The following is a 21,832-nucleotide window of genomic DNA, read 5'->3' on the forward strand; positions in this document are numbered from 1 at the left end:
CTTTACCGAACCGGAGATACCAACAGTTGTACCAACAAATGTGGGTTGATGCCGATTGACCTCAGTATACTCAGGAAGACAGCAGATAGAAGGGAAACCGCGTGATACCTGGATTTCAGGCACAAAAAAAGACGTCGGTTGACGTCCATTGACATGGTGATGGTGCCGAAGGCCGGAATCGAACCGGCATGCCCGAAGGCGGTTGATTTTGAATCAACTGCGTCTACCGATTTCGCCACTTCGGCACTGAAGTCGTACACGGAAAACGAGGTGCATTATACCGTTAACGCGTTTCTGCGCAAGACTAATCCGGCCGAAGCCACTCTGATTGCTGAAAAAATGCCCTCAGTCAGGTCTGGATCACGGGTTATTGTCATCACCCTGTGAATTCTGACCCGCAAGCGGGTCATTTCTACACTAACGCTCACCGTTCAGTCATGCTGGCAAACAGGACACCAATAAAACGGGCGCGACCCGTGGGTGGTTTTTTCAACGGGATGCCCGCAGCGTTCACAAGGCCGTCCCGCCCGATGAAACACCTTGAACTGAAAGCGGGCGCCATGGTGCTGCCCTTCATCCAGCGGGTCATCCATGGTGCCGCGGATGGCATAGGAAAGCCTGGGGATAGCCACAATCGCCTCGCACAGGCGGTCAATCTGTTCCGGGCTCAAATCCCGCCCTCTAACCCCCGCCGTCAGCCTAGCCTGCCATAAAATCTCCACCCGCAGATAATTGCCCAGTCCGGCAATAAAGGATTGATCCAGCAGCAGGCTGCCGAGCTGGCGTCCGCGAAAGCGCGGCGAGAGCAGGCGCGATCGGGTTTCCTCCACCGTGAGGGCCGGATCCAGAACATCAGGGCCGATGCGCAGTAAAAACGGGTGGGCCGCCAGCGCGTCGGCATCCAGAATCTGAATATCGGACGCGCTGTACAGCAGGATGGCAAACTGTTCGTTTTCCAGGCGAACCCGCAGGTCTCGTTTGGTCACCGGCGTTTCTCCGGCCTTGACTACCCGCCATACGCCGTAGAGCTGGTTATGGCTGTACAGCACCAATCCGTTAGAAAACCAGGTGAGCAGCGCTTTGCCCCTGGTCTCTATTTTTTCGATGCGTTGACCGGTCAATCGGGATTCAAAAGGCTTCAGATGCGGGAAGGCAAACCACGCCCGGGTGATTGCCCGGCCGGCTACCGCCATCATCAGGGCGTCGGCCGCGCGCCGAATTTCAGGGCCTTCCGGCATACATTTCTCCTGTTATGGGCGTTATGAAAATAATGGCGCTTAGAATTATCCTAAATCCAACATTAAATCGCCCCTTCTTTGGTCTGTTCTCTTTAGGCCATGAACTTGTCCGGCATACTAAAGTCCGAAAAAGGGACCTATGGAATAATACGATTTTACTTTTTATGCTTATGTTAAACAGGAAATTGACCATGACAATCACTCTGCGGCGTCACCTTCTTTCGCTGGCTTTGATGGCGACTTTGGCCCCTGGCCTGGCCCTGGCGGCCAACTTGATGGATTCGGTTAACAGCGCCCTTGGCACATCAGGCACCACCACGGGCAACGGCGCCGCACAAAGCGGCTCTACGGCATCCCTTGCCGGGTTGCTGGGGGGCGGCGATAAGGCCCTGAGCGCCGGCACCATGACCAATGCCGCCGGGGTGCTGGAGTACTGTGCGAAAAACAATCTGCTGTCAGATACCGGCACCACGGCAATTAAAGACAAGCTGATGGGCAAGCTGGGTATTTCCAGTCCGTCCAACGCCAAGAGCCAGGATTATCAGCAGGGTCTCGGCGGAATATTGAATACCGCCCAGGGCGGTCAGCTGAACCTGAAGGATCTCGGCTCCTCGCAGCTGGGCCAGAAGGTGAAATACAAAGCCTGCAATCTGGTGCTGAAACAGGGCAAGAACTTCATTTCCTGACGGCGGCGCTATCGGCGCGGCTGCTTGATAAACGCGTTGAATGCCGATTCGAAATCCGGATGCCAGCGGGAAAGCGGCGGCCGGTTTTCGACGATATCGCCGGCGGCCCATAAAATGCGTTTTTCATCCAGGGAACGGGGCACGTCATTGTCCGGGCACAGGATATAAAAGTCGCCGGCGTCCAGCCGCTCCATCATAAAATCAGCGGTTTGATCCGCGGTCCAGGCGCCGGCGGGTTTCTCGACGCGACCGCGGCGGGTGAGCCCGGTGAAGACAAATCCAGGAATCACCAGATGGGCGCTGAGGCGGCAGCCATCGGTATTGCGCAGTTCGTGCTGCAATGCCTCGGTAAAGGCCTTTAGGCCGGCCTTGGCGACGTTATAGGCGGGGTCTCCCGGCGGCGTGGTGATGCCCTGTTTGGAGCCGGTATTGATCACCAGGCCAGGCCGGCCGCGGGCCATCATCTCGGGTACAAAAATCTGCGTACCGTTGATGACGCCGTATAAATTCACTTCCAGTATGCGCCGCCAGTTTTCCGCCGGACCGAACACGCCGCTGCCGGGCTGGATGCCGGCGTTATTCATCAGCACATCGGTGCCGCCGAAGCGCTGGGCAACGGCATCCCGCAGGCTGACCAGGGAATCCGGCTGGCTGACGTCCGCCTGGAAGGTGAAAACATCCTGCTTGCCTCTTGCCGCCAGCGCGGCCACCTCTTCGGCCCCATGAGCGAGGCGCTCAGCCTCGAGGTCGGCGATGCAGACGCGCAGTCCGCGCTGGGCGAAACGTTTGGCGGCGGCCAAACCTATGCCGGACGCGCCGCCGGTGATAACGGCGACGGAACCGGGTAACAGGGATAAATGGGTCATGAGTATCCTCGCAATGTTGCAATCACATCGGCGATTCAGGGTCTTGATGAACCGACGTCTCAAAACGTTCCCATGCTAAAACGATTGCCCGCCGTGGGCAACGACCTTGGACAACAGCTTACCCGCACATTTGGCCACAGTAACCTCAACGGAAGGGACATTCAGCAGTTTTTCCGATGGAGCAGGATCTCATTATCATGCAATATGCAGATACTCATCATCTTTCAAATTGCCACCTTGCTGCAATTCGAAATCTATTGGGTATATTAGGAAAGGCATATTCTACATAGTTCAAATAATATTATTAATCTGCTATTAAAAGACATTTAACAATATTATTCAGCATATCTAAAATAACGGGACACGCCAGTAGTAACGCCCGTTCGCGGTCGGTCCAATAGGTTAATGAAGGGATAGGGCACTCCGCAAGGAGTATTTTAGCCTTGTCATTATTAAAAAATAAAAGATAAAATCATTAGCCACTAAAAGAAGTTAGTCAATTGTTCTCATGCTAATGAGTTATGTAGAGGAGAATGAAGATTATAATTTTAAGTGCCCTTGCATTCGTTACCTAACGAATATCCCTCAAACCCGCGTTTCTAATTATGACTACTATATGAACAATTTTGATTTTAACTTATTGGTTGTACTGAACGCGCTGCTGGAAGATTGCAGCGTCAATCTGGCGGCCAGGAAACTGAACGTCACCGCACCAGCCATCAGCAAGTCTCTGAACAAGATTCGGGCTTTGTTTAACGATCCGATACTGGTTCGCAGCGGAACCAAGCTGATTCCCACACCGAGGGCAATTGCATTGAAGGAGGATGTGCGGCAGTTGGTTAACCGCATTGAGTCCATGTTGAATACCAATATGGCCTTCGAACCCCATACCACCAATGTGTCATTTACCATCGCGGCGAACGCCACCATTGTTTTCACCCTCAATGCCACATTATTCAGGGAAATCCAGAAAAGCGCGCCAAATGTGTTTATCAATATGGTTCATGACTCCGAATTTGATGATGACTTTTTACGATCAAACGATATCGATTTATACATTGGCGAAATGCGCGATCTGAATCCGGAGATTACCATACGTACCATTCACTCAGCGAAGTGTTATTTTATGTGCCGCTGCGGCCATCCGATCATCTGTACGGATAAGAGCATGGACAATCTGCTGAAATATCATTTTGTCCAGACCAAGGAGAAGTATCCGGCCGGTACGGATGAGGCAATGAAATATTTTTGGTCCGCGCGCCACGTCATGGGGGCTACGCCCGGTTATATGGCCACCATGAATGCTATTACCCATTCAGATGCCTTGGCCATCGTGCCGGATTTTGTGGTGAAGAATTTGCGCAAGCTGAATATCGCGGTGGAATTTTTCAGTGCGGATTTTGATTTAGGCAAGCGCAGCATCATCCAGGCTTGGCACTCGAAACATAACCATTCACCCTGTCATAAGTGGCTGCGCGACCTGACCAAAGTGCTGTTTGTAGAAAGTATTAAATGAATGATTTGTGGTCGTAACGGCTGATAACAACCCGAAGGTCGATGCAATGAGGTCTTCACTACTAACCGGCGCTAACAGGAATATGCCTGTTATACCCGTCATACTTCAAGTTGCAGGCTTGCTGGCTTTCCTGCAACTCGAATTATTTAGGCATAGCGCCTCGCCGCGATTAGCGTTTTCTAAGCAATAGCGCCACGCTGATTACCAGGAATGCCATACTGGGTAACAATGCCCCGTACAGGGGCGGCAGACTGTATACCAGGCTTAACGGTCCGAAGATCTGATCCAGTACATAGAACAAGAACCCGAAGCTTATTCCCGTCACTACCCTCACGCCCATCGCCACGCTGCGCAGCGGGCCGAAAATAAACGACAGCGCCATCAGCATCATCACCGCTACCGAGAAGGGGGAGAAGATCTTACTCCACATATTCAGCTCATAGCGATTGGACTCCTGTCCGCTTTGCTTAAGGTACTTCACATAATCACGCAGGCCGGTGATGGATAAGGCGTCCGGATCCAGCGCCACCACTCCCAGCTTGTCAGGGGTCAGATTGGTTTTCCACACGCCGCTAAGCATCTGCCGGCCCGAGATTTGCTGAGGGTGGCCCGAGATCTGCTGTGGATCCGTCAAGTCGGACTCGTCCACCTGGGAGAGATGCCAGACGCCGTCGGCATATTTCGCATCGGCGGCATAGCGCAGAGTCTGCAGGCGGTTGTGCTGGTCGAAATTGTAAATATTGACTCCGGATAATTCGTCGTTGCTCACCACCCGCTCGATGTAGATGAAATTGTTGCCGTCTTTGGCCCATAAACCGCTTTGCACCGAGAGCATCGAACCGCCGTACAGGGCCTGGGAACGGTAATTTCTCGCCATTTGTTCACCCTGCGGCGCCACCCATTCGCCGATGGCCATGGTGAGCAGCACCAGGGGAATGGCGGTTTTCATCACCGAGGCGGCGATTTGCATGCGGGTGAAGCCCGAGGCCTGCATCACCACCAGTTCACTGCGGCTGGCCAGCGTGCCCAGACCGAGCAGCGCGCCGAGCAGCGCCGCCATGGGGAAAAATATCTCGATGTCCTTGGGGACGCTCAATATCGTGTAAAGACCGGCGCCGACGACGGAATAGTCGCCCTGGCCGGTTTTACGCAGCTGATCGACGAACTTGATGATGCCGGAGAGCGAGACCAGCATAAACAGGGTCATCATGATGGTGTTGAAAATCGTTTTACCGATGTAGCGGTCCAGTACTCCAAACATCAAACCGCTCCTCTTGAATGTAATCCGTCGCGTATTCTTCTCACCGGCACGGTTTCCCAAAGATTGAGTAACACGGCAATGCCCAGATAGACCAGGTTGGTCAACCACATCCATATCATCGGGTCGAGTTTACCTTTGGCGCCGTTGGAACGCAGCGAGCTTTGCAGCAGAAAAAAGATCAGGTACATCAGCATGGCCGGCAGCATGCTCATCACCCGGCCTTGTCGCGGGTTAACCGCGCTGAGGGGAACCACCATGATGGCCATGATAAATACCGAGACCACCAGTGTCAGGCGCCACTGCATTTCCGCCTTGGCCCCGGGGTCGGAGGAGTGGCGGAGTTCATGCATGGTCATCTGATCCGCGTCGGTGCTGTCCGCCGACACCGCCTGGTGGCCGATGACCGCCTGGTACTGGGTAAAATCGGTGATGCGAAAATCCCGCAGCAGCGCAGTGCCTTCGTAGCGGGTGCCTTTATCCAGCATCACCAGTTGCGAACCGTCGGCACGTTGGGTCATGTGCCCCTGATCCGCCACCACCACCGAGGGCCGGGCATTGCCTTTGGGTCGCAGCTGGGCCAGAAACACGTTCTGGAACTGCTGTCCTTTGACATTGCCGACGAACAGTATCGAATTGCCGTTTTGCGCCGCCTGGAACTGCCCTTCCACCATCGCCGCCATGCTGGGATTGGCTTTGGCCTCCGCCAGGACTTCGTCCTGGTGGCGGGCGGACCAGGGAGAAAGCCAGATAACGTTGGCGCCGGCGAAAATCGCCGTCAGCACGCTGAGAATCAGCGCCGCCTTGACCAAAACGCTCTTACCCAGTCCACAGGCATGCATCACCGTAATTTCGCTTTCGGTGTACAATCGGCTCAGGGTCATCAGTAAGCCCAAGAACAGGCTGAGGGGAAGAATTAACTGTGCCATTTCCGGCACCCCTAAACCGAGTAGGGATAACACCAGGTTTGTCGGAATATCGCCGTCAACCGCAGCTCCCAGCACCCGTACCAGCTTCTGACAGAAGAAAATCAGCAACAGGATAAACAGGATGGCGAGCTGGCTTTTGAAAACTTCCCGAACCAGATATCTAAGGATGATCACGCTTATTTCGCCTGTGAAAACTTGTCTTTTTGCAGGAAAATCGATAATTTCTTTGCTAATCCACCAATAATACGTATCAATTAGCCACCTTTATCGCCAGATAGAGTATAACAACATTAAGCGTTCGGCCGTGCTATGAGAACGCACTGATTATTGCCGGAATAACGTCCTTTGCGTCGTTTAGATTAACACATAGAGTTAATGCAAAGGCGGGGGATACAATAGGGAAAGGTCTATTTTATCTTCGTTGGCCGTCTTTGTCTTTAAGATTCAGGAGTGTGCATGGAGTTCAGTGTAAAAAGCGGTAGCCCGGAAAAACAACGCAGTGCCTGTATAGTTGTCGGCGTATTCGAACCGCGCCGCCTGTCTCCCATCGCTGAACAGCTCGACAAGATCAGCGACGGCTATATCAGCGCCCTGCTGCGCCGCGGCGAACTGGAAGGTAAAGTGGGGCAGACGCTGCTGCTGCACCATGTTCCCAACGTGCTGTCCGAACGTATTCTGCTTATTGGCTGCGGCAAGGAACGCGAGCTGGATGAACGCCAATATAAACAGGTAATCCAGAAAACCATCAATACGCTGAATGACACCGGCTCCATGGAGGCTGTCTGCTTCCTGACCGAATTGCATGTCAAAGGGCGCAATACCTACTGGAAAGTCCGCCAGGCGGTGGAAACCTCCAAAGAATCCCTTTATACCTTTGATCAGCTTAAAAGCAACCGCATCGAACCGCGCCGGCCGCTGCGTAAAATGGTGTTCAATGTTCCCACCCGCCGTGAACTCACCGGCGGCGAACGCGCCATCCAGCACGGCCTGGCCATTGCCGCCGGCATCAAGGCCGCCAAAGATCTGGGGAATATGCCCCCCAATATCTGCAACCCGGCTTATCTGGCTTCCCAAGCCCGCCAATTGGCGGATCGGTTCGGCAAAACCACCACCACCAGGGTTATCGGCGAGCAGCAGATGAAAGAACTGGGCATGAACGCCTATCTAGCGGTGGGCCAGGGTTCGCAAAATGAATCGCTGATGTCGGTGATAGAGTATAAAGGCAGTCCTGATCCGGAAGCCAAGCCGATCGTGCTGGTGGGCAAAGGCCTGACCTTCGACGCCGGCGGCATCTCCATCAAGCCCGCCGACAGCATGGACGAGATGAAGTACGACATGTGCGGCGCCGCCACGGTGTACGGCGTGATGCGCATGGCGCTGGAGCTGGAGCTGCCGCTGAATATCGTCGGCGTGCTGGCGGGATGCGAGAATATGGTGGACGGCCGCGCCTTCCGCCCCGGGGACGTGTTGACCACTCTGTCGGGACAAACGGTGGAAGTGTTGAATACCGATGCCGAAGGGCGGCTGGTGCTGTGCGACGCGCTGACCTATGTTGAACGTTTCGATCCGGAAGTGGTTATCGACGTGGCTACCCTCACCGGGGCCTGCGTGATTGCCCTCGGGCATCATCTCACCGGCCTGATGTCGAACCACAATCCCCTGGCCCATGAGCTAATCGCCGCCGCCGAACAGTCCGGCGATCGCGCCTGGCGCCTGCCGCTGGGGGATGAGTACCAGGAGCAATTGGAATCGAATTTTGCCGATATGGCCAATATCGGCGGCCGTCCGGGGGGCGCCATTACCGCCGGCTGCTTCCTGGCGCGGTTCGCCCGTAAATACAGCTGGGCCCACCTGGATATCGCCGGCACCGCCTGGCGCTCCGGCAAGACCAAGGGCGCCACCGGCAGGCCGGTGGCGCTGCTGGCGCAATTTCTGCTTAATCGCGCCGGTCTGAACGGTGACGAATAAGCGTAAAAAAGGTATGCTTTACTGGGCGGCTCAGGTCGCCCGTTATTTTTTTGTCTTCCCCTCTCAGGTTCTTTGAAAACGGTACATGAAAAACGCGACCTTTTATCTTCTTGACCAGGACGATCTCCGGGACGGCTTGACCGCCGTGGAGCGGCTGGCCTGCGAACTGGCGGCAAACCGCTGGCGCGGGGGTAAAAGAGTGCTGGTGGCCTGTGAGGACGAGGCGCAGGCATTAAAACTGGATGAAGCATTATGGCAGCGGGATCCGGAATCCTTTGTGCCGCACAATCTGGCGGGGGAAGGTCCCCGCTACGGCGCGCCGGTGGAAATATGCTGGCCCGGGCGCCGGGGCAACGCGCCGCGCGAGCTGTTGATCAGCCTGTTGCCGCACTGCGCCGATTTTGCCTCCGCTTTCCATGAAGTGATAGACTTCGTCCCCCATGAAGACCACATGAAACAGTTGGCGCGCGATCGCTATAAAGCCTATCGCAGCGTCGGCTTCCAATTGACCACGGCCACGCCGCCAACGCAGTGAAATACGACGCATAATGGAAAAGACATATAACCCGCACGATATTGAGCAGCCGCTTTACGAGCATTGGGAAAAACAGGGCTATTTCAAACCGAACAACGATCCGGGCAAAGAAAGCTTCTGTATCATGATCCCGCCGCCGAACGTGACCGGCAGCCTGCATATGGGCCATGCCTTTCAGCAGACCATTATGGATATCATCGTGCGCTACCAGCGCATGCAGGGCAAAAATACCCTGTGGCAGGTGGGCACCGACCATGCGGGTATCGCCACGCAAATGGTGGTGGAGCGCAAAATCGCGGCGGAAGAGGGCAAAAACCGTCACGATTACGGCCGTGATGCCTTTATCGAGAAAATCTGGCGGTGGAAAGCGGAATCCGGCGGCACCATTACCCGCCAGATGCGTCGCCTCGGCGCATCGGTGGATTGGGATCGCGAGCGCTTTACCATGGACGAAGGGCTGTCCAACGCGGTGAAGGAAGTGTTCGTCCAGCTGTTCAAAGAGGATTTGATTTACCGCGGCAAGCGGCTGGTGAACTGGGATCCGAAGCTGCGCACCGCCATTTCCGATCTGGAAGTGGAAAACCGCGAGTCCCAGTCCCACATCTGGCATCTGCGCTATCCCCTGGCGGACGGCGCCACAACCGCCGAAGGCAAGGATTACCTGGTAGTGGCCACCACGCGTCCGGAAACCATGCTGGGCGATACCGGCGTGGCGGTGAATCCGGAGGATCCCCGTTACCGGGATCTCATCGGCAAACATGTTCTGTTGCCGCTGGTGGGCCGTCGTATTCCCATCATCGGCGACGAACACGCGGACATGACCAAAGGCACCGGCTGCGTGAAGATTACCCCGGCCCATGATTTTAATGACTATGAGGTGGGCAAGCGCCACGCCCTGCCCATGATCAATATCCTGACCCTGGACGGCAATATCCGTGAACAGGCGGAAGTATTCAGTTCCCTGGGGGAAGTGAGTTCGGCTGCCAATGAAGACATCCCTGCCGAGTTTCGCGGCCTGGAGCGTTTTGCCGCCCGCCGGGCGATAGTGGCCGCTTTCGACGCCCTGGGACTGCTTGATGAAATCAAGCCCCATGCCCTGACGGCGCCCTATGGCGATCGCAGCGGCGTGGTCATTGAGCCTATGCTCACCGATCAGTGGTACGTACGGACCGCGCCGTTGGCTAAAGTGGCTATTGCGGCGGTGGAGGACGGCGAGATCCAGTTCGTGCCGAAGCAGTATGAGAATATGTATTACAGCTGGATGCGCGATATCCAGGACTGGTGTATTTCCCGGCAGCTATGGTGGGGACACCGGATCCCCGCATGGTATGACGAAGCCGGCAAGGTTTATGTGGGCCGCAATGAAGACGAAGTCCGCCGGGAAAACAATCTTGATGCAGAGGTGAAGCTTCGCCAGGACGAAGACGTGCTGGATACCTGGTTCTCCTCGGGCCTGTGGACCTTCTCCACCCTGGGCTGGCCGGAACAGACCCCCGATTTGAAGACCTTCCATCCCACCAGCGTGCTGGTAAGCGGCTTTGATATCATCTTCTTCTGGATTGCCCGCATGGTCATGCTCACCATGCACTTTGTCAAAGATGAAAACCAGCGTCCGCAGGTGCCGTTTAAAACCGTCTATATGACCGGACTTATCCGCGACGATGAAGGGCAGAAGATGTCCAAATCAAAGGGCAACGTTATCGACCCGCTGGATATGGTGGACGGGATTTCCCTGCCGGATCTGGTGGAAAAACGCACCGGCAATATGATGCAGCCCCAATTGGCGGATAAAATCCGCAAACGCACCGAAAAGCAGTTCCCGCAGGGGATCGAGCCGCACGGCACCGATGCCCTGCGTTTCACCCTGGCGGCGCTGGCCTCCACCGGCCGCGATATCAACTGGGATATGAAACGCCTGGAAGGCTACCGCAACTTCTGCAACAAGCTGTGGAACGCCAGCCGCTTCGTGCTGATGAACACCGAAGGGCAGGATTGCGGCCAGAACGGGGGCGAAATGAGCCTGTCCCTGGCGGATCGCTGGATTCTGACCGCCTTTAACCAGACAGTGAAAGCCTATCGCGACGCGTTGGATAATTACCGCTTCGACCTGGCGGCCAACGTGCTGTACGACTTCACCTGGAACCAGTTCTGCGACTGGTATCTGGAGCTCACCAAACCGGTCATGAACGGCGGCAGCGACGCCGAGCTGCGCGGTACACGCCATACGCTGGTGCAGGTGCTGGAGAGTTTACTGCGTCTGGCCCATCCCATCGTGCCGTTTATCACCGAAACCATTTGGCAGCGGGTGAAGACGCTGAAAGGCATTGAAGCCGATACGCTGATGCTGCAGCCCTTCCCCGCCTTTGATGCCGGCCTGGACGACGCACAGGCCCTGGCGGACGTGGAGTGGATCAAGCAGGTCATCATGGCGGTGCGGGCTGTCCGCACGGAAATGAATATCTCCCCCGGCAAGCCGCTGGATCTGCTGGTGCGCGGCGCCACGCCTCTGACCCGGCAGCGCATCGACACCAATCGGAGTTTTATCCAGACCCTGGCGCGTTTGCAAAGCCTGAGCCTGCTGGATGAGGGCGACAAAGGCCCGGTTTCGGTGGTGAAGCTGGTGGAAGAAGGCGAACTGCTGATTCCCATGGCCGGTCTTATCGATAAAGCGGCGGAACTGGATCGGCTGGCCAATGAAGTCGCCAGGCTCGAGGGGGAAATCGGCCGTATCGAGGCCAAGCTTTCCAACGAGGGATTCGTCGCCCGGGCGCCGGAAGCGGTAGTGGCCAAGGAGCGGGAAAAGCTGGCGGGTTATGTCGCTTCAAAAGAGACGCTGCTGGAACAGCGGGCAACCATCGCCAATCTTTGATGCCGCGCCGGGCTGTGCTGCTTTATGGATCAGGAACCCGGCAGGTTGCAAAGCTATCGCCCGACCAACGAGTGCCTGCCGCATGAGGATGCGGCGGGCACTTGTCTCATTGAATGTCGCCTTCCGGCCGTAGACCGGATTCCTCGGCGTCCATCATGCTAGGCCTTTCATGAAAAAACCCGACAGGGGCAGCCTTTCGCCCCATGATTTTATTTGCATCACCAGTATCTGCAATGCTATTACTCGTAATAATAAAACAGATAATGTATTTCACATTCTTGAGTAATGACGATGTCCACAGCTACTTCAGTCAACATTTTGGTAAGGCCCATCGCGCCGGGTGATAATCAGGTCATCGCCGACGTGATCCGCCAGGTATCGGCCGAATTTGGCCTCACCGCGGACAAAGGCTATACGGTATCCGATCCTAATCTGGACAATTTGTATCAGCTCTACAGCCGTCCCCGCAGCGCCTATTGGATTATCGAATATGAAGGCCGGGTGGCCGGCGGCGGCGGTATCGCACCCTTGGAAGGCGCCGCGCCGGAAACATGTGAACTGCAAAAGATGTATTTTTTACCCAGTCTGCGCGGACGCGGAGTAGCTTATGAGCTGGCACAGAGGGGATTGGCCTTCGCTCGCGGCCAAGGCTTCACCCATTGCTATCTGGAAACCACCGCCGCGCTGACCCGGGCGATAGCGCTGTATGAACGATTGGGATTTGAACATATCGACGGCCCGCTGGGCAGCACCGGGCATGTGGATTGTGAAGTGAGAATGCTTAAGCGCCTGTGAAATCCTGAGCCTGCCGTGACGAGACTAACCGGTATCGTTGTGGTTTAACCGCGCCGATACCGATTAATACAGCCAGGACTATGCCGCACCGGTAATGCCGCGCCGGTAATGCCATGCCGGTAAAAACGCCGGACCACGGTATCAATGACGGGTGCCGTTATCATCCCGATCGATGAGGTGATTGTGAATGGGCGGCACCACATCGCCACCGTCTTCCTCTTCGCCTTCGTCGTCTTCGCCGTCCTCAAAATAGGTGCCCCAGCCGTCATAGTTGACGCCATGCCGTTCCGCCAGCGCAAACAGCTGCTCGACTTGGGCATCGATCACTTCCGCATTGAGCCCTACTTCGCTGATGGCGTCGCAACACATCAACACGGAACCGTCTTCCACTTCCAGTTCCTCGGCATCGGTAACTTCGTAGCCCAGTTTAAACGCTTCGACCGCGGCTTTTTCCAACATATCGAAATTTTCAGCGGAAAAGTGATGTTCGATGGTGTAAAGCGCCTCCGGATCGCTGCCGTCTTCCAGCAGCTCTTCGATTATTAAACGCGTTTCATCGCGCTGCTCTTCCAGAAATTGATGTGCCATGCCCCTGTCCTCAATGAGTCGGCCGTTCGGACCACTATTTTCCCACAGCGGCGGTTAAGGCTCCAGCTTAAACATGAAAGATTTGCTTTCAATGCTTGAAATTGAATATTCATACATATAAAGTGAATTTTAATGCAAATGATATTAATGATTATGAATGGAGCAAAATGCTTATGAGAGAGTTTTATCAGCGTCATTTTCTCAGACTCCTGGATTTCACACCGGCAGAACTTCTTGAATTATTGGCGTTATCCGCCACCTTGAAACAGGAAAAACGCAGCGGGCGGGAAAAACCGCGTCTGGCGGGAAAAAATATTGCGCTTATCTTTGAAAAAGATTCAACCCGCACCCGCTGCGCTTTTGAAGCGGCCGCCTTTGATCAGGGCGCGCGCGTGACCTACCTCGGTCCCAGCGGCAGCCAAATCGGCAACAAGGAATCCATCAAGGACACCGCACGGGTACTGGGCCGGATGTATCACGGTATTCAGTATCGCGGTTACGGTCAGGAGATCGTCGAGACACTGGCGGCTTATGCCGGCGTGCCGGTGTGGAACGGCTTAACCACCGAATTCCACCCGACCCAGTTACTGGCCGATCTGCTGACCATGCAAGAACATCTCCCCCATAAGCCTTTTAACCAAATCAAATTCGCCTACGTGGGCGATGCCCGCAATAATATGGGCAACACCATGCTTGAGGCGGCGGCATTGACCGGGCTCGATCTACGGCTCGTAGCCCCAAGCGCCTGCTGGCCGGAAAATGAACTGGTGGCGCAATGCCGCCAGTTGGCGGAACAGCAGGGAGGACGCATCACCCTGACCGAAGATATCGGCGCAGGCGTGGAAGGAGTGGATTTTATCTACACCGATGTATGGGTTTCCATGGGCGAGCCCAAATCCTTCTGGCAGGAACGTATTGCCTTGCTGCGCCCGTATCAGGTGAACATGGCGATGATCAAACTCACCGGCAACCCCCAGGTCAAATTCCTGCACTGCTTGCCCGCCTTCCACGACGACCAAACCACCATCGGCAAAGAGATGGCCGAACAATACGGCCTGGCGGGGGGCATGGAAGTCACCGACGAGGTATTTGAATCCGCCCACAGCGTGGTGTTCGATCAGGCGGAAAACCGGCTGCACACCATCAAGGCGGTGATGGTGGCAACGCTGTCGAAAGAGTAAAAATCCCATGGCACGCTAGGCCCGCTATCACCGGACGTACAACGAGCCTGCTAAAGGGAGAGCGCGCCAATGGGGTCGAAGCCGCCGTCTGGCGGCGGCCGGAGCGCCCCATGGCACGCTAGGCCCGCTATAACCGGACGTGCAACGAGCCGGTTAAAGGGAGAGCGCTCCTTGGCACGCCAGGCCCGCTATCACCGGACGTGCAACGAGCCGGTTAAAGGGAAAGAGCCAGTTACCGCACCAGCGCCGCTTCAATCTTCACCACCGCTTTACGCACATGCGCCGGCGCACCCACGGCACACAGCGGTTTATGCACTTCACCAGGATAATAGACCACAAAATCCCCCGCCCGCATCACGAACTGCTTTTCGTGCGCGCCGGACGCCACAAACGCCACATCCTTATCCGCCAGCCAATCGGTATCGGGCTTGCCCGCCGGCAGGTTGCTAAAGGCCATGCCCTCTTCACCCTGCAGCACAATTTGGATATCCAGATATTTGGCATGGTATTCGGCGCGGCGCTGCTCAAACACATCGGTACTGTCGTTGGATATCATGACAAATACCTGATCCCCCTTGATCTCATACTTACCCAGCGGGGTATCGGCCGTAATGTGTTTTTTGACATAATCAATAGCGTCCCGCAGCGTTGCCGGCAGATAGGGAACAAGCTCAAGATGGTGAATATTACCGCTGATCATAACGATTCCTTAAACTGAAATGTTGTTTCATTATATAACCGTACTCAATGGGAAACTGAGGATTATTTAACACTTATTTTTATTAGCAAGCCAATCGTTTGCTTAATCACGGATAATCGATCTTTTACGCTTGAAGTGTAGCGGTACCCGAGTATAATTTCGGGCAATTTGCCGGGAGGATCGATGAACAGCACTGAGAAATTTAATGTTTATAACGATCTTCGGCTGCCTGTGGGCAGCCGGTTGCCATTGTTGCTCCCGCTGCCCGTTGTGAAGTATTCGTATCCCGCCCCTCATTGAGGGGCTTTTTTTTGCGCGGCATTCAGCCCACTGCCTAAACTTGCGTCAGACACCGGCGTTAACAACACCCGAAGGAGGGATAAAACATGGCCAATCCCCTTTACCAGAAGCACATCGTATCCATCAACGACCTCAGCCGCGAAGATCTGGAGCTGGTATTGCAGACCGCCGCCAGTCTGAAAACCCGCCCACAGCCGGAACTGTTAAAGCATAAGGTCATCGCCAGCTGCTTTTTCGAAGCCTCCACCCGCACCCGCCTGTCGTTTGAAACCGCCATGCATCGCCTGGGGGCTTCCGTGGTGGGATTCCCTGACGCGGGCAACACCTCCCTCGGTAAAAAAGGCGAAACGCTGGCGGATACCATTTCGGTTATCAGCACCTACGTCGATGCCATTGTGATGCGCCACCCCCAGGAGGGAGCCGCCCGCCTGGCCACCGAGTTTTCCGGCGGCGTGCCGATCCTCAATGCCGGCGACGGCGCCAATCAGCATCCCACCCAGACCTTGCTGGATCTCTTTACCATCCAGGAAACCCAGGGACGGCTGAACAATATCAATATCGCCATGGTGGGGGATTTGAAATACGGCCGCACCGTACACTCCCTGACGCAGGCGCTGGCCAAGTTCGAAGGCAATCATTTCTTCTTTATCGCCCCGGAAGCCCTGGCGATGCCGGCTTATATACTTCATATGCTGGCGGAGAAAAACATCCGGTTCAGCGTGCACGCCACCATTGAAGACGTGGTGCCGCAGCTGGATATCCTCTATATGACGCGGGTACAAAAAGAACGACTGGACCCGTCGGAATACGCCAATGTTAAAGCCCAGTTCGTTTTGCGCGCCGATGATTTGGTGAAAGCCCGCGCCAATCTGAAAGTATTGCACCCCCTGCCACGGGTGGATGAAATCGCCCATGAAGTGGACGCCACACCCTATGCCTACTATTTTCAACAGGCCGGTAACGGGATTTTCGCGCGCCAGGCATTGTTGTCCCTGGTATTGAACAACCATCATGCAGAATAAGGAGAAGATGATGACTCAGGACAATAAGTTACAGGTTGAGGCCATCAGCCGCGGCACGGTAATCGATCATATTCCGGCGCAGGTGGGCTTTAAGTTGTTAACCCTGTTCAAGCTGACGGCCACCGATCAGCGCATTACCATCGGGTTGAACCTGCCCTCCAATCAGTTGGGCAAAAAAGACCTGATCAAAATCGAAAACGTCTTCCTTACCGAGCAGCAGGCCAACCAACTGGCCATCTACGCCCCCCACGCCACGGTCAACCGCATCGATAATTACGAGGTGGTGCGCAAGCTGACCCTGTCGCTGCCGGATCGCGTGGACGGCGTGCTGACCTGCCCCAACAGCAACTGCATCAGCCGCAGCGAGCCGGTGGCGTCCGGCTTCACCGTCAAAAGCCGGGGCAATCAGGTACACCTGAAATGCAAATATTGCGAAAAAGAGTTCGAACACCAGGCGGTGATCCAGAATTCCTGAAGTCCCGACCGGGCCTGTTGAAGTGAGCGCGTGTTAAAGGGAGACCGCGGCAATGGGGCCGGAGCGGCCATAGTCGGCCGCGCAGCGCCCCATGCCACGGTAAGCCCGCCGACACCAAAGCTGAACCGAGTATTTAAAGGAAAGCAGGCCAAACCCGCGCTGGCGCAAGCGTAACGTAACAATGACAGGCTGGGCATTCGCCGGTTTACTCCTTATAATGACCGGCACCTTTTTTCTATTTGTTGTTTGTAGACTCCAGGAGACGCCATGTCCCGCATTATCAGTACCGAAAACGCGCCGGCCGCCATCGGCCCTTACGTCCAGGCGGTGGATCTGGGCAATCTGGTCTTCACCTCCGGCCAAATCCCCATCTGTCCGAAAACCGGTCAGGTGGCGGAGGATATCGCCGATCAGACCCGTCAATCCCTGTCCAATGTCAAAGCCATCGTGGAAGCGGCCGGTTTACAGGTGGCGGATATCATCAAAACCACGGTGTTCGTCAAAGATCTCAATGATTTCTCCACGGTAAACGCCGCCTATGAAGCCTTTTTCAAGGAAAACAGCGCGCCGTTCCCCGCCCGCTCCTGCGTTGAAGTGGCGCGGCTGCCGAAAGATGTGCAAATAGAAATCGAAGCGATTGCCTGTCGTCGCTGAGGCATTGGGCGCACGGACCCGCGTGCGCCGGAGTGAACAATCAGCGCAAAATCTGTAAGCGATAAAGAGTTCGTACCAGATCCTGGCGGGTATGAAGTATGAGCAAAATATTAACGTCTTCGTCATTTTCATCGTAAAGGAGTCTATATCCTTTAGGATCAAGCCGTTCGCGAACTTTTAATCCAAAATCAGCCAGTATCGAATTATAGCGGTAACGTTTGGGATCTTCCTGCAAAGCGGCAACGGAATCTAAAAGCAGTGACTCGGTTAACTCAGCGGCAGACTGAGCCCCGTTTAAATCACTTTGAAAAGATTCAATATCGGTCAGGCATAACAATGCCGTTTCGGTAATGTTCACATTGACCATCTAATCCCTTATTTACGCGCTGCGCGCAATTGTTTTAATGCCTCTTCAGGAGACATAACGCGTTGCTGGAATACATCCTGTTTAGCCAGCATAGTTAACTTGAGCAGGGCATTGGCCTGCTGTTCCCTTGCCTGGGTTACCAATTCCGCTTCACGCTCTTCCGCCGTTTCGACGAACAGCTCAGCGACACCATTTTTGGTGACAAACACGCCGCCCTTGAAGAGTTCCGGTGAGCCTAACCCTTCACGGGCCGTTTTTTGCGACATCGTGTTAGCCATGCGTATATTCTCCTGTTAATCCTGTGCTGATGAGGGGTATGACTCTGCACTCGTTTCATCATGATAGAGTTTATCATATCATCCGCGGGAGGATAAATTGAGTACAAATTTAACCACGATATGCGAGAGATAAAAGAAAGCTTAAGCCCTCCTTTTTACCTGCGTTATCAAGTCCGAAGGACAAAATCTCCATGTAATACTATTGGTTATCTTTAAATTCAAAAACGAACCAGACCTACTTCATAAATGGTTAAATAATTGCCCCTCTTTAGGTAATAACTCATCTTCTAAACGCCATGCGCACCGTATTAGTGCAAGTTACCCTATAATTCCCTCGTTTTTTCCTATGGAACCGCCCCCTGCGCTGGCGCGCTTTATGCATAACGTCATTATCAGCTCGCTAAGAAAGCCAGGGTATGCCGATGATAAGAATTAATCTTTCCGGGTCGCCGTTTTTTGATGAAATGCTGTTGGCTGACGGGACGCACCGCAGCCATTACGAAGCCTATTGGCAATGGCTGCAACAGGCCGATCAGCAGGCCATTCAGCAAAAAAAAGAAGAGGCCGAGCTGCTGTTTCACCGGGTGGGGATCACTTTTAACGTTTACGGCGAAGAGGGGGGCACCGAGCGGTTGATCCCTTTCGACAGCGTGCCGAGGATTATCCCGGCCAAAGAGTGGCAGTGGATGGACCGCGGTATCCGTCAGCGGGTCAAGGCGCTGAACGCCTTTTTGTACGATATCTACCATGAGCAGAATATCCTGAAGGCGGGCATCATACCGTCGGAACAGGTACTGGCCAACGAACAGTATCAGCCCTGTATGCAAGGGGTCGCCCTGCACAACAATACCTACGCGCATATCGTCGGCACCGATATGGTGCGCAACAGCGACGGCCATTATTATGTGCTGGAGGACAATCTGCGTACCCCTTCCGGGGTCTCCTATATGCTGGAAAACCGCAAGATGATGATGCGGCTCTATCCGGATCTGTTTGCTAATCAGCATATCGCCGCTATTGAACGCTATCCCTTCGATCTGCTGCAAACCCTGCGTGAAAGCACTGCCGTGGAGGATCCCACGGTTGTCGTGATGACGCCGGGCCGTTTTAACAGCGCCTATTTCGAACACAGCTTTCTCGCCCAGCAGATGGGGGTCGAACTGGTGGAGGCCGCCGATCTGTTCGTCAAGCAGGGGGCGGTGTTTATGCGCACCACCGAAGGCCCCTGCAAAGTGGACGTGATTTATCGCCGCATCGACGATGCCTATATCGATCCTCTGGCCTTCCGCGCCGATTCCACCTTGGGGGTGCCCGGCCTGCTGTCGGTGTACCGTACCGGCGGGGTGGTGCTGGCCAACGCATTGGGAACCGGCGTGGCGGACGATAAATCCATCTATCCCTATGTACCGGAAATGATCCGCTTTTATCTGTCCGAAGAGCCGATCCTGGGCAATATTCCAACCTGGCAGTGCCGCGATGCCGATGCGCTCTCCTACGTGCTGGCCAATCTGGAAAAACTGGTGGTGAAAGAGGTCCACGGCGCCGGCGGGTACGGCATGCTGGTGGGGCCCAAGGCCTCGCGCGCCGAGCTGGCGGAATTCCGCCAGCGCCTGCTGGCCATGCCGCACAACTATATCGCCCAGGAAACCCTGGCGCTGTCCACCTGCCCCACTTTTGTGGATGAAGGCCTGGCGCCGCGCCATATCGACCTGCGTCCATTTGCCCTTACCGGCGATGAGATACGGCTGGTGCCGGGGGGATTGACACGCGTAGCGCTGAACGCCGGTTCGCTGGTAGTGAATTCATCCCAGGGCGGCGGCACCAAGGACACCTGGATAATGGAGGACAACGAATGCTAAGCAGAACCGCCAGCGAACTGTATTGGATGGCCCGCTACCTGGAACGGGCCGAAAGCCTGGCCCGGGTCTTGGACGTCACCTATAAATTATCCTTGATGCCAATCCGCAGCCAGCAGAACGAGGATTTGACCCTGCCGCTGAACCTCACCGGCTCTCATGCGCTGTTCGAGGAGCATTACCAGCGCCTGAACATGACTAATCTGCTGAATTTTTTTGCTCTCGACGACCGCAATCCCGGCAGCATTTACAGCTGCTTTGAAACGGCCTGGAATAATGCCCATGCGGTGCGCGGCAGCCTGTCGTCGGAAGTGTGGGAGAGCATCAACGCCACCTGGATCGAAATGAAGCTGATGCGCAGCAAAGGCGTGGCCAAGGTGGGCACCGACGCGTTTTTCGACTGGGTGAAAGAGCGGGCGCATCTGTTTCGCGGCGCCATGTTCGGCACCCTGCTGCGTAATGATGCGTTGTGTTTTATCCGTCTGGGTACCCTTATAGAGCGCGCTTACGCCACCGCGCAGCTGTTGGGACTGAAGGACCAGCAACTGGACACCGACTCCGATCCGGTGCGGGAATATTATCGCCTGGATACCCTGCTGCGCGCGGTGAGCGCCCGTGAAGCCTATCACAGTCTCTACAAACACCCGGTGAGCCGCGAAACGGTGGCCGAACTGCTGGTACTGCGCAACGATATGCCGCGTTCCCTGCGGGCCTGCGTCGGGGATGTGGTGCAGCAGCTCGAGCGTATCGGCGGACAGCGGGCCAACGTCCCCCGCCGGCTGGCCCATACCCTGAACGTGGAGCTGCGCTTTAGCTCGCTGGAGGAAGTGCTGGCGGAGGGCCTGCAAACCTACATGATGCAGTTTCAGGGCAAAATCAACGCGCTGGCGGAGAGCATTAACCATACCTATCTGGAGGCGCTATGAAATTGACCGTCGATCACCTCACCCATTACCGCTACGATCATGAAGTCAAGTTCAGTACCCAGTATTTGCGCCTGACGCCGCAAAATACGCCGCGCCAGCGCATTATCGATTGGACGTTGACCCTGCCGGAACAGGCCACTCCCGCTACCGACGGTTTCGGCAATATATTGCATGTACTGACCCTGGACCGTCCCCATGAGGTGATATCCATCCGCGCCAAGGGGCAGGTGGAAATTGCCGACGACAGCGAAAGCATTCTTGAGGAGTGCGGTCCGCTTTCCCCTCTGGTATTCTTACGCTGCAGCCCGTTGACGCTGCCCGATGAGGCGATACGCAACTTCGCCGCGCGTTATTATCGCGCCGATGCGGCGGATGAGAGCCTGCGGGAAATGATGTCTGAGCTGCGGTTGCGGATGCCCTATACGCCCGGCGTGACCCAGGTGCAGGACACCGCCGCCAAAGTCTTTGCCGCCCGGCACGGCGTCTGCCAGGATCATGCCCATGTGTTTCTCGCCTGCTGCCGCAGCCTGCATATCCCGGCGCGCTACGTCAGCGGCTATATTTACAGTGAAGACACCAAGCATGTGGCCATGCATGCCTGGGTGGAAGTCTGGTTCGACGATCGTTGGCAAAGTTTTGATATTACCAATAACACCTGCAATCCCGGCCAGCATCTTAAGCTGGCGGTGGGTTTTGATTATCTTGACGCCTGCCCGGTGCGCGGTTCGCGCATCGGCGGCGGTTATGAAGAGATGTATTCGGAAGCCACCGTGGAGCAAACCGAGGAGCGGCAGGCCGGCGGCCAAGGCGGCCAGCAACAATAAT

The 21,832-nt window shown here is 55.4% G+C and carries 21 protein-coding genes and 1 tRNA gene; 13 read left to right on the forward strand and 9 right to left on the reverse strand.

Features of this window, described 5'->3' with window-relative positions:
• Positions 1-160: 160 nt before the first annotated feature.
• Positions 161-245 (reverse strand) — tRNA-Leu (locus tag ACL2XO_RS26200).
• Between the two features lie 186 nt (positions 246-431).
• A complete protein-coding gene (gene nei, locus ACL2XO_RS26205; RefSeq protein ID WP_413741891.1) occupies positions 432-1,238 on the reverse strand; it encodes an endonuclease VIII in 807 nt (268 codons plus the stop codon).
• A 191-nt stretch (positions 1,239-1,429) separates the two neighbouring features.
• Here nei and ACL2XO_RS26210 point away from each other — a divergent pair, with 191 nt between their 5' ends.
• Positions 1,430-1,924: a DUF2501 domain-containing protein gene (locus ACL2XO_RS26210; protein WP_132924674.1), complete on the forward strand. Its 495-nt coding sequence runs from the start codon at positions 1,430-1,432 to the stop codon at positions 1,922-1,924.
• Positions 1,925-1,932: 8 nt separating this feature from the next.
• Here ACL2XO_RS26210 and ACL2XO_RS26215 read toward each other — a convergent pair whose 3' ends face one another.
• Positions 1,933-2,790, reverse strand: coding sequence for an SDR family NAD(P)-dependent oxidoreductase (locus ACL2XO_RS26215; protein ID WP_413741892.1), 858 nt, complete (start codon positions 2,788-2,790; stop codon positions 1,933-1,935).
• Between the two features lie 616 nt (positions 2,791-3,406).
• On the opposite strand from ACL2XO_RS26215, the gene ACL2XO_RS26220 reads away from it, so the two are divergent.
• Positions 3,407-4,306, forward strand: coding sequence for a LysR family transcriptional regulator (locus ACL2XO_RS26220; protein ID WP_132924670.1), 900 nt, complete (start codon positions 3,407-3,409; stop codon positions 4,304-4,306).
• Positions 4,307-4,475: 169 nt separating this feature from the next.
• Here the strand turns inward: ACL2XO_RS26220 and lptG are convergent, their stop codons facing one another.
• Positions 4,476-5,567 (reverse strand): LPS export ABC transporter permease LptG, encoded by a 1,092-nt coding sequence (gene lptG, locus ACL2XO_RS26225; protein ID WP_132924668.1) that lies wholly within the window; start codon positions 5,565-5,567, stop codon positions 4,476-4,478.
• Entirely contained in the window at positions 5,567-6,667 is a 1,101-nt protein-coding gene (gene lptF, locus ACL2XO_RS26230; RefSeq protein WP_132924666.1) for an LPS export ABC transporter permease LptF, read from the reverse strand. Before lptF ends, lptG begins: the two co-directional genes overlap by 1 nt.
• A 282-nt stretch (positions 6,668-6,949) precedes the next feature.
• On the opposite strand from lptF, the gene pepA reads away from it, so the two are divergent.
• From pepA to ACL2XO_RS26250, 4 genes are all read left to right on the forward strand, one after another.
• A complete protein-coding gene (gene pepA, locus ACL2XO_RS26235) occupies positions 6,950-8,461 on the forward strand; it encodes a leucyl aminopeptidase (RefSeq protein ID WP_132924665.1) in 1,512 nt (503 codons plus the stop codon).
• An 85-nt stretch (positions 8,462-8,546) separates the two neighbouring features.
• On the forward strand, positions 8,547-8,996 hold the full coding sequence (locus ACL2XO_RS26240) for a DNA polymerase III subunit chi (RefSeq protein WP_132924663.1): 450 nt from the start codon (positions 8,547-8,549) through the stop codon (positions 8,994-8,996).
• A 13-nt stretch (positions 8,997-9,009) separates the two neighbouring features.
• Positions 9,010-11,865, forward strand: a complete 2,856-nt coding sequence (locus tag ACL2XO_RS26245) for a valine--tRNA ligase (RefSeq protein ID WP_413741893.1) — start codon at positions 9,010-9,012, stop codon at positions 11,863-11,865.
• Between the two features lie 291 nt (positions 11,866-12,156).
• On the forward strand, positions 12,157-12,660 hold the full coding sequence (locus ACL2XO_RS26250) for a GNAT family N-acetyltransferase (protein WP_132924659.1): 504 nt from the start codon (positions 12,157-12,159) through the stop codon (positions 12,658-12,660).
• Positions 12,661-12,801: 141 nt separating this feature from the next.
• Here ACL2XO_RS26250 and rraB read toward each other — a convergent pair whose 3' ends face one another.
• Positions 12,802-13,248: a ribonuclease E inhibitor RraB gene (gene rraB, locus ACL2XO_RS26255; protein WP_413725971.1), complete on the reverse strand. Its 447-nt coding sequence runs from the start codon at positions 13,246-13,248 to the stop codon at positions 12,802-12,804.
• A gap of 173 nt (positions 13,249-13,421) precedes the next feature.
• Here rraB and argF point away from each other — a divergent pair, with 173 nt between their 5' ends.
• Positions 13,422-14,429, forward strand: coding sequence for an ornithine carbamoyltransferase (gene argF / locus ACL2XO_RS26260; RefSeq protein WP_132924655.1), 1,008 nt, complete (start codon positions 13,422-13,424; stop codon positions 14,427-14,429).
• 232 nt (positions 14,430-14,661) lie between these two features.
• Here argF and ACL2XO_RS26265 read toward each other — a convergent pair whose 3' ends face one another.
• Positions 14,662-15,129 (reverse strand): YhcH/YjgK/YiaL family protein, encoded by a 468-nt coding sequence (locus tag ACL2XO_RS26265; RefSeq protein WP_413741894.1) that lies wholly within the window; start codon positions 15,127-15,129, stop codon positions 14,662-14,664.
• Positions 15,130-15,515: 386 nt separating this feature from the next.
• On the opposite strand from ACL2XO_RS26265, the gene pyrB reads away from it, so the two are divergent.
• The 3 genes from pyrB to ACL2XO_RS26280 all read left to right on the forward strand — a co-directional run bounded on the left by pyrB (position 15,516) and on the right by ACL2XO_RS26280 (position 17,580).
• Positions 15,516-16,451, forward strand: coding sequence for an aspartate carbamoyltransferase (gene pyrB, locus ACL2XO_RS26270; RefSeq protein ID WP_132924651.1), 936 nt, complete (start codon positions 15,516-15,518; stop codon positions 16,449-16,451).
• 10 nt (positions 16,452-16,461) lie between these two features.
• On the forward strand, positions 16,462-16,926 hold the full coding sequence (gene pyrI, locus ACL2XO_RS26275; RefSeq protein ID WP_132927952.1) for an aspartate carbamoyltransferase regulatory subunit: 465 nt from the start codon (positions 16,462-16,464) through the stop codon (positions 16,924-16,926).
• Positions 16,927-17,193: 267 nt separating this feature from the next.
• Entirely contained in the window at positions 17,194-17,580 is a 387-nt protein-coding gene (locus tag ACL2XO_RS26280; RefSeq protein WP_132924649.1) for a RidA family protein, read from the forward strand.
• Positions 17,581-17,620: 40 nt separating this feature from the next.
• Here the strand turns inward: ACL2XO_RS26280 and ACL2XO_RS26285 are convergent, their stop codons facing one another.
• Both ACL2XO_RS26285 and ACL2XO_RS26290 read right to left on the reverse strand, forming a co-directional pair.
• Positions 17,621-17,947 carry a type II toxin-antitoxin system RelE/ParE family toxin gene (locus ACL2XO_RS26285; protein ID WP_132924648.1) on the reverse strand — a complete coding sequence of 109 codons (327 nt, stop codon included), beginning with the start codon at positions 17,945-17,947 and terminating at the stop codon, positions 17,621-17,623.
• Positions 17,948-17,955: 8 nt separating this feature from the next.
• The gene (locus ACL2XO_RS26290; RefSeq protein ID WP_203523693.1) at positions 17,956-18,225 is read right to left on the reverse strand and encodes a hypothetical protein; all 270 of its coding nucleotides are present in this window, start codon (positions 18,223-18,225) and stop codon (positions 17,956-17,958) included.
• Between the two features lie 422 nt (positions 18,226-18,647).
• On the opposite strand from ACL2XO_RS26290, the gene ACL2XO_RS26295 reads away from it, so the two are divergent.
• From ACL2XO_RS26295 to ACL2XO_RS26305, 3 genes are read left to right on the forward strand one after another with little or no spacing between them, the layout of a single operon-like run.
• Positions 18,648-20,084, forward strand: coding sequence for a circularly permuted type 2 ATP-grasp protein (locus ACL2XO_RS26295; RefSeq protein ID WP_203523694.1), 1,437 nt, complete (start codon positions 18,648-18,650; stop codon positions 20,082-20,084).
• Positions 20,078-21,007 (forward strand): alpha-E domain-containing protein, encoded by a 930-nt coding sequence (locus ACL2XO_RS26300; RefSeq protein ID WP_132924642.1) that lies wholly within the window; start codon positions 20,078-20,080, stop codon positions 21,005-21,007. Before ACL2XO_RS26295 ends, ACL2XO_RS26300 begins: the two co-directional genes overlap by 7 nt.
• Positions 21,004-21,831: a transglutaminase family protein gene (locus ACL2XO_RS26305; RefSeq protein ID WP_132924640.1), complete on the forward strand. Its 828-nt coding sequence runs from the start codon at positions 21,004-21,006 to the stop codon at positions 21,829-21,831. Before ACL2XO_RS26300 ends, ACL2XO_RS26305 begins: the two co-directional genes overlap by 4 nt.
• Position 21,832 lies beyond the last annotated feature (1 nt).

The sequence above is a fragment of the Sodalis sp. RH15 genome, assembly GCF_047324255.1.
In the GTDB taxonomy this organism is placed as follows: Bacteria; Pseudomonadota; Gammaproteobacteria; order Enterobacterales; family Enterobacteriaceae; genus Acerihabitans; species Acerihabitans ligni.

Excerpts from the sequence above, each read along its gene's own strand:
- ACL2XO_RS26210 (WP_132924674.1), top strand. The coding sequence starts at position 1,430 with ATGACAATCACTCTGCGGCGTCACCTTCTTTCGCTGGCTTTGATGGCG.
- ACL2XO_RS26305 (WP_132924640.1), top strand. The coding sequence starts at position 21,004 with ATGAAATTGACCGTCGATCACCTCACCCATTACCGCTACGATCATGAA.
- ACL2XO_RS26300 (WP_132924642.1), top strand. The coding sequence starts at position 20,078 with ATGCTAAGCAGAACCGCCAGCGAACTGTATTGGATGGCCCGCTACCTG.
- ACL2XO_RS26215 (WP_413741892.1), bottom strand. The coding sequence starts at position 2,790 with ATGACCCATTTATCCCTGTTACCCGGTTCCGTCGCCGTTATCACCGGC.
- ACL2XO_RS26220 (WP_132924670.1), top strand. The coding sequence starts at position 3,407 with ATGAACAATTTTGATTTTAACTTATTGGTTGTACTGAACGCGCTGCTG.
- ACL2XO_RS26240 (WP_132924663.1), top strand. The coding sequence starts at position 8,547 with ATGAAAAACGCGACCTTTTATCTTCTTGACCAGGACGATCTCCGGGAC.
- ACL2XO_RS26295 (WP_203523694.1), top strand. The coding sequence starts at position 18,648 with ATGATAAGAATTAATCTTTCCGGGTCGCCGTTTTTTGATGAAATGCTG.
- ACL2XO_RS26245 (WP_413741893.1), top strand. The coding sequence starts at position 9,010 with ATGGAAAAGACATATAACCCGCACGATATTGAGCAGCCGCTTTACGAG.
- nei (WP_413741891.1), bottom strand. The coding sequence starts at position 1,238 with ATGCCGGAAGGCCCTGAAATTCGGCGCGCGGCCGACGCCCTGATGATG.
- rraB (WP_413725971.1), bottom strand. The coding sequence starts at position 13,248 with ATGGCACATCAATTTCTGGAAGAGCAGCGCGATGAAACGCGTTTAATA.
- ACL2XO_RS26290 (WP_203523693.1), bottom strand. The coding sequence starts at position 18,225 with ATGGCTAACACGATGTCGCAAAAAACGGCCCGTGAAGGGTTAGGCTCA.
- lptG (WP_132924668.1), bottom strand. The coding sequence starts at position 5,567 with ATGTTTGGAGTACTGGACCGCTACATCGGTAAAACGATTTTCAACACC.
- ACL2XO_RS26265 (WP_413741894.1), bottom strand. The coding sequence starts at position 15,129 with ATGATCAGCGGTAATATTCACCATCTTGAGCTTGTTCCCTATCTGCCG.
- ACL2XO_RS26285 (WP_132924648.1), bottom strand. The coding sequence starts at position 17,947 with ATGGTCAATGTGAACATTACCGAAACGGCATTGTTATGCCTGACCGAT.
- pyrI (WP_132927952.1), top strand. The coding sequence starts at position 16,462 with ATGACTCAGGACAATAAGTTACAGGTTGAGGCCATCAGCCGCGGCACG.
- ACL2XO_RS26280 (WP_132924649.1), top strand. The coding sequence starts at position 17,194 with ATGTCCCGCATTATCAGTACCGAAAACGCGCCGGCCGCCATCGGCCCT.
- argF (WP_132924655.1), top strand. The coding sequence starts at position 13,422 with ATGAGAGAGTTTTATCAGCGTCATTTTCTCAGACTCCTGGATTTCACA.
- pepA (WP_132924665.1), top strand. The coding sequence starts at position 6,950 with ATGGAGTTCAGTGTAAAAAGCGGTAGCCCGGAAAAACAACGCAGTGCC.
- ACL2XO_RS26250 (WP_132924659.1), top strand. The coding sequence starts at position 12,157 with ATGTCCACAGCTACTTCAGTCAACATTTTGGTAAGGCCCATCGCGCCG.
- pyrB (WP_132924651.1), top strand. The coding sequence starts at position 15,516 with ATGGCCAATCCCCTTTACCAGAAGCACATCGTATCCATCAACGACCTC.